General features: G+C 34.7%; 8 protein-coding genes. 1 reads left to right on the forward strand and 7 read right to left on the reverse strand.

Annotated features, from left to right (window positions below):
• Window positions 1-11 precede the first annotated feature (11 nt).
• The 5 genes from T537_RS12170 to T537_RS0110345 all read right to left on the reverse strand — a co-directional run bounded on the left by T537_RS12170 (window position 12) and on the right by T537_RS0110345 (window position 7,300).
• Window positions 12-1,955 carry a family 43 glycosylhydrolase gene (locus T537_RS12170; protein WP_031557744.1) on the reverse strand — a complete coding sequence of 648 codons (1,944 nt, stop codon included), beginning with the start codon at window positions 1,953-1,955 and terminating at the stop codon, window positions 12-14.
• A 177-nt stretch (window positions 1,956-2,132) separates the two neighbouring features.
• Complete coding sequence (locus tag T537_RS0110330) at window positions 2,133-2,996, reverse strand: carbohydrate ABC transporter permease (protein ID WP_031557746.1); 864 nt, start codon at window positions 2,994-2,996, stop codon at window positions 2,133-2,135.
• A gap of 12 nt (window positions 2,997-3,008) precedes the next feature.
• Window positions 3,009-4,505 (reverse strand): ABC transporter permease subunit, encoded by a 1,497-nt coding sequence (locus T537_RS0110335; RefSeq protein ID WP_027438272.1) that lies wholly within the window; start codon window positions 4,503-4,505, stop codon window positions 3,009-3,011.
• Between the two features lie 156 nt (window positions 4,506-4,661).
• The gene (locus T537_RS0110340) at window positions 4,662-6,275 is read right to left on the reverse strand and encodes an ABC transporter substrate-binding protein (RefSeq protein ID WP_027438273.1); all 1,614 of its coding nucleotides are present in this window, start codon (window positions 6,273-6,275) and stop codon (window positions 4,662-4,664) included.
• 401 nt (window positions 6,276-6,676) lie between these two features.
• Window positions 6,677-7,300 (reverse strand): YigZ family protein, encoded by a 624-nt coding sequence (locus T537_RS0110345; protein WP_027438274.1) that lies wholly within the window; start codon window positions 7,298-7,300, stop codon window positions 6,677-6,679.
• A 231-nt stretch (window positions 7,301-7,531) separates the two neighbouring features.
• Here T537_RS0110345 and T537_RS0110350 point away from each other — a divergent pair, with 231 nt between their 5' ends.
• Window positions 7,532-10,243, forward strand: a complete 2,712-nt coding sequence (locus T537_RS0110350) for a transglycosylase domain-containing protein (RefSeq protein WP_051637220.1) — start codon at window positions 7,532-7,534, stop codon at window positions 10,241-10,243.
• Between the two features lie 54 nt (window positions 10,244-10,297).
• Here the strand turns inward: T537_RS0110350 and T537_RS0110355 are convergent, their stop codons facing one another.
• A complete protein-coding gene (locus T537_RS0110355; protein WP_031557750.1) occupies window positions 10,298-11,098 on the reverse strand; it encodes a class I SAM-dependent methyltransferase in 801 nt (266 codons plus the stop codon).
• Window positions 11,099-11,119: 21 nt separating this feature from the next.
• Window positions 11,120-12,520, reverse strand: coding sequence for a tetratricopeptide repeat protein (locus tag T537_RS0110360; protein WP_031557753.1), 1,401 nt, complete (start codon window positions 12,518-12,520; stop codon window positions 11,120-11,122).
• Window position 12,521: the final 1 nt, after the last annotated feature.

Genomic DNA, 12,521 nt, shown 5'->3' on the forward strand with positions numbered 1-12,521 from the left:
CTTAAATCCATCTATTCTGGTTTATAGTTAAAATAATCAAATTCTCCGTAATATCTATTATCCTGACCAAATTCATCTTTTTCTTCACCTGCATAGGCATACAAACCAAGCATAGCGCCTGTAAATCTCTTACCCTTTTTAATGCCTTCATCGCACAAATAATAGACATTATCTAAGTGAAGATATTTTTCGTATTCCTCTCCATCATAGCTATAATAAAAAGTCCTCTTTAAGTATGCCGTATCAATTTTTAAATATAAAAATTGCTTAGTCATATCAAGATTTACATCAGGGTATGAAATATAGTCATCTCCAATTCTTTCCTCGACTTTTAAAACCATTCTGGCTTTCTTTTCCTCAGTCTTATAGATACCGAATTTAAGATACGTATTCTCATCATAATAACAAGTCATACCCATATTCTGACCGGCAAGCAAGTCATGAAGTCTAAGACAGGTACTAGCACTAAATCTAAAGGCTGTCTGTCTTCTAAGTAAAATATTTTTAGCCTTCATGGAATTTAAGTCATATAAACTACCCTTAATTCTACAAAATGAATTAGTAAGTTCTATACCATCCATCTCAGGAACCCTAGGAAATAACCATTCTGTACTAAGGTAAGACTCATTAAAGTCATCATTATATTCTTCTTCCCAGATTGTTTCTGGTAAATTTGGCTTTTTTTGAAGTGTTGATGGACCATCTAAATTATTTACAATTGGCCAACCATCAGCAGTCCAACTAATAGGGTCAAGAGCTGTTTCTCTACCAAGTAAACTATATCCATCTCCTATTTTTCTGCCACATAAATAAACCATGTACCAATCACCATTCTGTGTCTGTACTGGCTTACCATGGCCACAACGCTGTATAATAGCTGATTCATTAGTCTGTCTCATAATTGGATTATATGGACATGGCGTATATAATCCAAATAATTCCTTACTTCTTGAAACAGTTATTCTATGTCCAGGACCTGTTCCGCCCTCAGCCTCAAATAGGTAATAATATCCATCCTTTTTTAAAAGGTGTGGTCCTTCTGGTGCTCTTTTGTTGTCTCCATAATAAAGAAGACTTGCCTTAGAAATCTGCTTTGTAGCATCTTCGTTAAGTTCAAAAATTCTAGCGCCCCTATTAAGTAGCATATATCTTTTTCCGTCATCATCATTAAAAATAGATGGATCAATTCCATCTTCATCAATAATAGCAGGCTTACTATATGGGCCTTCCGGCTTAGTAGAACTAACAACAATCTGTTTTCTATAAACTGTTCCATCATCATTTAATCTATAAGTAGCTGTAATATAAAACTTACCCTTATAGTAAGAAATATCAGGGGCCCAGTATCCTCTACCACCCTCTAGTTCGTCTACTTTAGCCCACTCAGGATTAGTTATGGCATAACCTATAACCTTCCAATGAACTAAATCTGTTGAATGAGAAATTGGAATACATGGATAATAAATAAATGATGAATTAACCATATAATAGTCATTATCCACCCTAACAATTGATGGATCAGGGAAAAATCCTGTTCTAATAGGGTTTTTATACATATCAGTAAACTTACAGCCCACCACTTCTTCAAAATACTCTAATAGTTCTATGTATTTATTATCATATGCAATTTCATAGGGAGTAATTAAATTATTATCCCCTTCCACAATAGATAAACCAACACGTTCAACTAAGTACTTACAAGTAGGCACATTTCCTGACATAGCAGCATAATGAAGCATGCCCCTATGATTACTGTCATAAATATTCATACTAGCTCTAGAATATTCAACCACGTATTTAACAAGGTCTAAATTACCTGTTTTTGCAGCCAAAAAAGGCATCATTATACCATCTTTATTAACACTATCTATTAAATTTGGTTCATTTTCTAAGATTTGCTTAACTGCACTTAGATTTTCTAGATATATTGCATCTTCTAAACTTAAATTAACCATTGGCCACCCCTTATGTGATAAAATCTTTTAACATTGTATCATAAAAAACTAAATAACAACTACTAAAAAAGATTCATTTTACCCGTAAAATACAGCTATGTTGCTTAAGTTAGGACTATATAGGTAAAAAAAGGCCGCTACCTTTAGTAGCGACCCTAAAATTTTTCTTATAAAAAATTATTCCTTAACGGCACCTACGTTAACACCCTGAACAAAGTACTTCTGACAGAATGGATAAATAACTACGAAAGGTAATACCGCAACGATTGTAGCTGCACTTGAGATTGTCTCAGGTGAAACTGATGAATCATTAGGGATATCACTATCTGCTACCATTGAACGAAGTCTAATCTGGAAGTTATATAGGTTGTTCTTAGAAATATATAACTTGAAGTTTGTATAATCATTCCAGAATGAAACTGAGAACATCAAACCGATTGAAGCAAGAGCTGCCTTTGATAAAGGAAGCACAATCTTAAAGAAGATACCCATTGGTGAGCATCCATCGATCTGAGCAGCTTCAAATAAGGATTCTGGAATACCTTCAAAGAAGTTTCTCATAAGAACTAAGTTATAAACATTGATTGACATAGGTAAGATAACTGCCCAAAGTGTGTTCATTAAGCCTAACTGCTTAATTACTAAGTACTTAGGAATCATACCACCATCAAAAATCATTGTGAATAACAACATATATGCAAAGAAGTTTCTTCCTGGCATTTCCCACTGAATAAGTACATAACCACCAAGTGTAACAAGTAATAAACCAACAAATGTACCAACAATTGTTGTAACAACAGAAATTACGAATGGCATATATAAACTTGTTCTGTTAATGATAGCCTGGTAACCACCAAGTGTAAATTCAACTGGATGTAAGTTAAGTCCATAAGCTGAACGAGCATCTAATGAATCACAAAGTACCTTCCAAATTGGAATAATAACTATTAATGAAATTATAATAAAGATAAGTCCATTAACAAGTGGGAAGATCTTGAATTTCTTCTTTTTCTTTCTAACTACAATCTTATCATCACTCATTATTTTGCCTCCTTATACAATTCCACGACCGCGGACCTTCTTAGATGCATAGTTACAGCCAAGTACGAGAATCATACCTACGAAAGATTTAAATAAACCAACTGATGTTGTATAACCATAATCTGAGTTACCACCAGCGAAAGTCTTATCATAAACGTATGTCTGTAAAACTGATGCAACTGAGTCTACAGCCGGACTCTTAGTTACGAATACTGATTCGAAAAGGTTCATAACCTTAGCAAGGTTAAGAATGAATACAGTAATAATTGTATTAGCAAGTGCTGGAAGAGTGATGTAAATCAATCTCTTAAATCTATTAGCACCATCGATCTGAGCTGCCTCATATAAATCAGGGCTAATACCAGATAAAGTTGCAAGGAAGAGGACTGTTCCCCAACCTGTATCCTTCCAAAGGTTCATTACGTAGAATGTTCCTCTCCAATAATGAACATCAGCAAGGAAGTTAATAGGATCCTTAATAAGTCCTGCACCAATTAAGAAACCATTAATAACACCTGAACTATTTACTGAAAGAAGCATTCTAAATACAGAGAAGATAACTACCCATGACATGAAGTGAGGTAAGTATACGATTGTCTGTACTGTCTTCTTAAATGGCATGTTAACAATTTCATTAAGAAGTAATGAAATAATAACAGCTGCACCTGTATTAAGTATTAACTTAATAATTGAAAGAATAAGTGTGTTTCTAAATGATCTCCAGAAGAATGTATCATTTGTTAACATAATCTGGAAATGATATAAACCTACGTAATATGGGTTACCAATTACGTAACGTGTGAATGCATAACGACATCCAAGCATTGGCCAGTAGTTAAAAATAAGAATCATGATTAATACTGGTAAATACATGAGGTAGAAACCTCTATAATAGTAAAGCTTTAAACCAAGGCTCTGGTTTAATGAGTTTGAAAGATACTTAGCATCTACGCCAAGATCCTTCTTGAAATACTTTAAAACATCAAAGAATACACCAACGATAGCTACAATTAAACCAATGATCATGATGTATGTACCACAACCGATATGGTATGTATTATCACCGTAGCCATTGTTAAGTACATTCATTAATGTTGTATACTCTTTCTTAAGTCCACCACCAGTAATCTTGCCGACTACGATGTCATATGTGAATCCAAAGAAAGAAATAGCCCAAACGATTGTAGCTCCAACTGAACAAATAATTGAGAATATTTCCTTCTTTGCTACTACACAAAGAATACCAGCTACGATAAATAAAATAAATAAATACCACATAACTGGAACAGTAATATTCATAAAGCTGAACGCAAAACCCTTTGGTACATAACCATCAAGAACTGCCTCGTTAGACTGTACAAATGGAAGCATTGAAGCAATAAGCATAATTACGAAACCAATGATTGAAATCACTTTTAAGTTTCCTGCTGGCTTACCTACTTTTTCTCCGCACTTTGGACAAATCTTAGCGTTCTTAGGTAATTCTGTGTTGCAAGATTTACACTGCATCTTTATACCTTCTTTCCTGTATTTTTCATAGCTATCATCAGTACTTGATAACTAAATAATAGAATTCACACCGAAGGGCTACCCCTCCGATATGAATTCCATAAATGACTTTCGTCATTGAATCAGCTATTGCTGAAATTTATTCTGATAACAGAATTACTTTAATAAGTCATTTAAAGACTTAATTACAGCATCTGCCTTAGAATCTACTGTATCATGATAATACTTCATAGCTTCATCAACTGACCATGTACCAAGAGCAACCTTAGAGATTACTTCGTTTCTAGCCTTGTTGATATCTGTAATATTGTTACCTAATGTTTCTGTCATTGGAAGTGGCTTAGCTACATCTGAATGGTTAGAGAACATTTCGAAGTTATCCTTAACAACATCTGTTAATGATGAAGCACCTGGATCTTCGCCCTTGAATGTTGCAATAGCAAGAACTGGATCGATGTGGTTCTTCTTCATAAGAGCTGTTGGATCTTCTGGAGATGGTAAGAAGTGGAACTTACCTTCTTCGTATGTATAAGACTTAACTGCGTCACCAGCCTTAGCTGTCTGAAGAGTTACTGTTTCAGCCTTATCATCCCAGTGTGTTCCCTTAGCACCATACTGCCATAACATCTGAACATCGCCACCATCTAACATTGTATCGATGAAGTACTTAAAGATACCTTCTGCCTTACCTGACTGTTCTGCTGCAGATGTGATACACCAAGCTGTTGAAAGTCTTTCAGTATAGCTACCAAGTTCCTTAATTGGGTAAATAGCAACTAATCTGTCATCAAGCTTCTTGTTAGCAAGGTTAGTCTTTAATGTATCAGCCCATGTACCAGCCCAGTATGTGAATACACCTGATTCTGTAGATGGATCTGTTGAATAGAACTTATTACGAGCCTGAGCTGTTGTCTGACCTTCTGTAGATGGATCGATGATACCATCCTTAACAGCGTCCTGAAGTCTCTGAAGAGCAGCCTTCATTTCGTCCTGAGCGAAACCATCAACATATTCATCACCCTTAAGGTAGAATGTGTATTCTGCATCCTGATAGAATTCAGGAAGATAGTTTGTATATGGAGCTTCTGTTCCAATCCAACCTGGAGCTGAAATTACATAATCTGAAGAAGAAGCAGCCTTCATCTTCTTTAAAATATCATAGTATTCACTATATGTAAGAGTCTTATCCTTAACGTCTGCTTCTGATAAGCCTGCCTTCTCTAACCAAGAAGTCTTAACATATGTACAGCAACCATTACCACGGAATGGTGAGAAACCATACATAGCTTCTTCGCCGTCAGCACCTAAAACTACGTTAGCTGCTTCGATCTTATCTGCAGATGTGATAAGTCTACCAGAATTCTTTGTTTCTGACTTTGCCCAAGCATCTGTCATATCCCAAAGGTAACCGTTGTTAGCATATAATGCTAAGTAATCAGATGAAAGAAGTACTACATCTGGAAGATCACCTGAAGCAAATGTAGATGCTACCTGATCATAATAAGCTGAATGTTCTGGACGTACCCATTCAATATCAAGGCCTGTAAGTTCTTCAAGCTGTGAATAGAATGCATCTGCACCGTTAGTATCCTTTACTACAGTACCATCTGCCATAACCTTGAATGTACCTGGCTTTTCAACTGATGCCCAGTCAACTGTTTTCTTTTCTTTGCTGCCGCTGTTTGAGCTAGAAGCTCCACAAGCAACAAGACCCATTACTGAAGTAAGTGTTAAACCTACAGCAGTAAGCTTTTTGATTGTCTTTTTCATAAACCTTAAAACCCTCCTTAATTGGTTTTGGGGAACACCCCCGTTAGTTTTTTTCTAACGTGCTTATATTAGCATTTTTGTTATATTTTAACAAGACTATTTTAAACATTTCTTGTATTTTTTTTGTCTTTTTTATGAATTTCAGTGTTTAAGCCCCTTTTTTGAGCCTTAATTTGTGAATTTTTTGTAAAAAGAATAACAAATTATTTATTATTTATTATTTTTTAAGTAATGCTTTTTTCATCTTTTATGTGAATTTTGCACTAAAACCAATCACGTTTCTTGACAAAATTAATAACTTTCACAAATAAAGGGTGCGAATATTTACTATTCGCACCCTTTATTGTCAATTTTTACCACTATTCATATTTTATTCATATTTTAATACATATTATTCTGTTCTACTTTATCTTTTTACAGATTTTTTTCTCTTTTATATCTTCTAATTGAATTTCACCTGAGAATTCGTTTTGGAGTTTATGCACAAATCCATCAATTTTTTCCTTTTCAATTGTTAATGCCATGTGCACTTTTTCAGTATAATTAGTTTCATCAATCTGGATATTATCAGCCTCACATATGTATTGAATCTTACCCAAATTAGTATATTCAAATTCTATATTAGCTGTTAGGCCATCTATAATTTCACCCAAAGTTGCATTAGCTAGTCCCTCAATTGTAGCACCCTGATAAGCCCTTACAAGTCCTCCCGTTCCAAGTAATACTCCACCAAAATATCTTGTAACCACAACTAATACATTAGTTAAATCTCTACTTGTAATCACTTCTAGAATTGGTTTTCCAGCTGTTCCTTGTGGTTCTCCATCATCTGAAAACCTTTGGATTTCACCCTTATCTCCTATCACATAAGCAAAACAATTATGTCTGGCGTCCCAGTATTTTTTCTTTATTTGATTAATAATAGTTGTTGCTTCATCCTCTGTCTTTATAGAAAAAACATGTGCTATAAATCGAGATTTTTTCTCAACTATTTCCCCTCTACCGTTATCTACCACTACATTCATAAACATTGCTCCTATATCTTTTATATGATATAATTTAACCGCATATCAGTCAGACATCTAGAGTTTACAATTAACTTCTATACGTAAACTATGTGGTCGCTGGATATTTAACTATTTTCTAGTCTTGATTTAGTAAGCAATTCACATTGGTTACTCTATTCTTAATCCCAGCACACATCTGATATAATATCATGCAATGTACATTAGGTACAAGAAAAATGAGGTGAATATATGAATTACGGTGGACGAGGCATTAGAGACAAGAAAAAGCTTCTAAACTCTTCATCAAAAAAGCTTGAGAATAAGCTTGGAGTTTTTGGCATTAAGCTAGTACTTATTGTCGCTATCGCCCTTGTTGTTGGTGTTTCATGTTTAGCCTTTGGTTCTATTCAAGGAATTATCGAAAGTGCGCCAGATATTAAATCTATCGACGTATCCCCTGATGGATTCGCAACCAAAGTATATGATAACAACGGAACAGAGATTCAAACTCTCGCCTATTCAGGTGCCAACAGAACTTATGTAACACTTGACCAGATACCAGAAGAACTTCAGCATGCATTTGTTGCAATTGAAGATGAGCGTTTCTATGAACATAATGGTATCGACGTTAAAGGTATTGTGAGAGCTGGTGCTATTGCCGTTTCTAATGGCGGTTTATCACAGGGTGCATCAACAATCACTCAGCAGCTCCTAAAGAATAATGTATTTAATGCATACAACGAAACAACCGTAGAGAAAGTAAAGCGTAAAATACAAGAACAATACCTCGCTGTTAAGCTAGAAACTGTAATGTCAAAGAATGACATTTTAGAAAACTACCTAAACACAATTAACTTAGGTAATGGTTATTACGGCGTACAGGCAGCTGCACAAGGTTATTTTAATAAAGATGTATCAGAATTAAATCTTAGTGAATGTGCTGTTATAGCATCAATTACTAAGAACCCGACAGGATTAAATCCTATCACTAATCCTGATAAGAACAGATCAAGAGAGCTTCAGGTTTTATCTAATATGCTTGAACAGGGTTATATAACTCAGGCAACATATGATGAAGCTATTGCAGATGACGTTTATGCAAGACTTGAAGGCCTTGATGTTGCAACAGACGGTTCTTCTACTTATTCATATTTTGTTGATGAGGTTATTGAACAGTTAACAACTGACCTTATGGAACAGTATGGATATACAGAAAAACAAGCTACTAATATGATTTATGGTGGTGGCCTACAAATTTACACAACTCAAGATTCTAAGATGCAAGAAATTGCAGATGATACAATCAATGATTTGTCAAATTGGCCACGTTCAACTCAGTTCTCTATAAATCTTTCATTTGCTGTAAAGAGTGGAGATGGAACTTATCATTATTACAACCATAACACAATGCAGACATGGTTTAATCAAACAAGAGGAGATTCATCATTCTCATTAACACAGTCAAGTGAAGATAGAGCTAATGAACTTATTAAAGAATACGAAGATGCCATGAAGGGAAATGACGGTACAATTACAAATGAATCAATTGAATTTGTAGTTCAACCACAGGTTTCATTCTCTCTTATGGAACAATCTACAGGTTATGTTAAGGTATTAGTTGGTGGTCGTGGAGAAAAGACAGGTAATAGAACATTAAACAGAGCAACTGATGATGTTACAAGACAGCCTGGTTCTTCAATCAAGCCCCTTGTTGCATATGGACCTGCCCTTGATACAGGTGCTATTACTCTTGCAACAGCAATTGATGATGCTCCATACTACTATAGTGGTTCAGAATCAAAATTAGTAACAAACTACGATAAGTCATATCGTGGTATTATGACAGTTAGAGAAGCAATTACAATTTCAGAAAACGTACCAGCTGTTAAGGTTCTTACAGCTATAACTCCTCAGGTAGGTTTTAATTACCTTAAGAGTTTTGGTTTATCTACACTTGTTTCACCTAGCGATGCAATTAATGGCAGCCATGATGTGGTTCAGTCATTAGCACTTGGTGGTATGACAAAGGGTGTATGTAATATCGATATGACAGCAGCCTATGCAGCAATTGCTAATGGCGGTACATATACTAAACCTATTTACTATACTCAGGTACTCGATAATGAAGGTAATGTAATTATTGATAATTCAACACCACAGACTCATAGAGTACTTAAGGAAACAACATCTTGGCTACTTACATCAGCTCTTCGTTCAGTAGTAACTAATGGTACTGCTACAGCAGCTAATATATCTGGTCAGCCAGCATGTGGTAAGACAGGTACAACTCAGAATGATACAGATAAGTGGTTCTGCGGATTTACTCCATACTACTCAGCATCAATTTGGGTTGGTTATGATGATAACTCAACAACAGTTAACAGTGTTAATCATACACGTATCTGGGGTAAGATAATGGAATCAATTAATGATTACACTAATGACCCAACAGGTACATATAAAGAGCCGGAAGGCATAACTCAAGTTGAGGTATGTAATAAGTCAGGTAAATTACCATCTGATTTATGTGCATTAGATGAGCGTGGAAGTACTCATATTACAGAATACTTCTCTACAGATAATGTACCAAAGGATACATGTGATGTTCACGTAAGAGTTACATTATGTAACGAATCAGGTCTTGTAGCAGCAAGTGGTTGTCCATCAACAACTTCAAGAATCCTTACAGTTAAGGACTCAGCTACAACAACCCTTGGTGGCGATGGTGCCGTTAATTACACAACTGCAGATGCTCAATATAGTATTTCAAGAGATCAGCTAACTAAGATATGTAATTTACATTCTAACAGTGCTGCTCCTACACAGAAAGCTACAGATAGCTCAACTGGAGCTACATCAGAAGCTAGCAGTAAACCATCAAAGCAAAGCAATACATCAAAATCAGGTTCTAAGCAAGAGCAAACAACTGCTAATAACCATGTAGGCGATGATGATAATTAAATTTGATTTTAAATAACAAAGACCCCCGATAAGAAATTATCGGGGGTTTTGCTTTTATTGATTTTTTATTAATATATCAAGGGTATGTCCACCAGCACCTATTAAATCTTGTCTTTCACAAGTTGCTAGGTGATATTTAATAAATCCCTCATACTCTTCTTCTGATAGGGCATTTAGGAACTGTCTTATATAATTAGCTGGACCATCAGGAGAAATAATCTTAACTCGCTGTAATGATAATTCCTCATTAAGCTCATTAATATTCTCAATTCTCATATAGTCATATAGATCCTTAGTTGAAGAAATAGTCTTATAATCACTTGTAAATCTGCCTTCTTCTAAACATTCCATAATATGCTTTTCCTTAAAGGCATAAGTAATTACACTATATTCATTCATAATATATGCAACAAGAATATATCCACCAGGTTTAACAACCCTCTTAGCTTCGCTTAAAGCTTTTAATTTGTCTTCTTTTGTAAAAAGGTGATACATAGGTCCAAAAAGCAATGCCATATCAAAGGAATTATCTTCGAATTTTTTTAATTTCATTGCATTACCCTGATAGGCTTTAACATTGGCTTTTTTAGCCTTTAAAAGACCTAAATTATGCTTAACAAGTTCAACAGCAGTCACATCATAGCCTTCATTGGCTAATGGTACGCTATAACCTCCAGTTCCAGCTCCAATATCAATAATTTTTATCTGGTCCTTTCTAGTATCATTATCTTGTTCTATCTTATCTAAAAACATATGCACATACTTCATTGTAGTAACAAATTCAACATGTCCATGGCGAGATAATAATCTCTTATCCTCATTGAATTTATTATAGTGCATTTCAATTTCTGTCATTGCCATTTATAAAAACTCCAATTAATGTGATGACACATAAGAATTAGCTTCACTGTAGTAGCTAGCGTTACTTGAAGCAAAATCACTAATAATTAAATTGTAATAAAGCTTAGCATTTTCTGTATCGTTTAATCCAACATAGCTTAATGCAGCATAATATACATAATTAACATTAGTGCTATCACACTTATATGCCTTTACAAAATTATTAGCAGCTATTTCATAATTTCTTGATGAATAGGCAGTTCTACCAGCATTGTAGAATGATGTGGCTGCATTAGATAAAGTAGCTGTAGCAACTGTATTGTATAAAGACTTAGCTTCATCAGTTGGAAGAGCACTTACATCAATATCCATAATAGCTTCTGCTGCTGCAGTTGTATTGCCTGAAATATATGCATTAGCGCCGTTTATTAAAGAAATAAGCAATGCATTACTTCCACTAGTTCCTGTAACATTAGTAAGCTGTGATTCAAGTGATTCTTTCTGAGCTGTTAAATCATCAACCTGTGCCTGTAATGAATTAATTTCAACACTTGATGATGATAACTGTTCTGAATAATCTGCAAGAGACTTATTATAATCACTTGTCATTCCCTTATTTCTTGCAGGTACTACTAAGAACCATATAAGGGCTGCACCAATTAATACACCTATAAGAATATTAATCACTGTAATACCACCATTACTTGGTTCCTTATAGGTTGAACGAGGTATAATAACATCATTACCATTAAGAGGCTTATTCTCTGGTATAGTCTTCTTGCGCTTAGGTAAGAATGAAGTTGCTGTCTCGTCCTTTTTTTGTGCTGCTCTTTTCTTTAATTCATCACTATATCTAAGAGCAATTGTATTATTCTTATCAACGTTTAATACATAATTAATGCACTTACTTGCCTTAGTATCCTCATCAGTCTTAAGATAAAGAAGACCAAGTAAAAGCTGAGCTTTAAGGAGTGCAGGATTAGACATAATAATCTTTTTTAACTGAATAATAGCTAAATCAAGGTTGTCTTCCTTAGCATATACTAAAGCTTGGTTAAATTTCTTTATTGTTCCTGTAACCATTTCAAATCTATTCTGATTTGACTGAATTCTCTTAATATAGTCACTAGCAACATTATCATCCGGTGTAAGGTTCTTAGAAATAACCCACTGTGTAAGGGCTTCCACAACCTCTCCCATTTCACAATAAACTAAACCAAGAAGATTTCTTGCGTTAGTATTGTATTTATTAATCATAAGACTTATTTTTAAAGTTTCTACTGCGCCACTTAGGTCACGAACTCTAGCCTTCTCTAAGCCAAGGTTATAATAAGCATTTGATGCAAGGCATGTTTTCTTGTAGATAGTTACATCCTCACCACACTTAGGGCATGTATTATTAGCCGAAAGAAGACTTCCACACTTAAAACATCTCATA

Origin of the sequence: Lachnospira multipara LB2003 (assembly GCF_000702205.1) — a bacterium.
Lineage (GTDB): Bacteria > Bacillota > Clostridia > Lachnospirales > Lachnospiraceae > Lachnospira > Lachnospira multipara_A.

Coding starts and splice junctions, on each gene's coding strand:
- T537_RS0110360 (WP_031557753.1), bottom strand. CDS start 12,520: ATGAGATGTTTTAAGTGTGGAAGTCTTCTTTCGGCTAATAATACATGC.
- T537_RS0110335 (WP_027438272.1), bottom strand. CDS start 4,505: ATGCAGTGTAAATCTTGCAACACAGAATTACCTAAGAACGCTAAGATT.
- T537_RS0110345 (WP_027438274.1), bottom strand. CDS start 7,300: ATGAATGTAGTGGTAGATAACGGTAGAGGGGAAATAGTTGAGAAAAAA.
- T537_RS0110330 (WP_031557746.1), bottom strand. CDS start 2,996: ATGAGTGATGATAAGATTGTAGTTAGAAAGAAAAAGAAGAAATTCAAG.
- T537_RS0110350 (WP_051637220.1), top strand. CDS start 7,532: ATGAATTACGGTGGACGAGGCATTAGAGACAAGAAAAAGCTTCTAAAC.
- T537_RS0110340 (WP_027438273.1), bottom strand. CDS start 6,275: ATGAAAAAGACAATCAAAAAGCTTACTGCTGTAGGTTTAACACTTACT.
- T537_RS12170 (WP_031557744.1), bottom strand. CDS start 1,955: ATGGTTAATTTAAGTTTAGAAGATGCAATATATCTAGAAAATCTAAGT.
- T537_RS0110355 (WP_031557750.1), bottom strand. CDS start 11,098: ATGACAGAAATTGAAATGCACTATAATAAATTCAATGAGGATAAGAGA.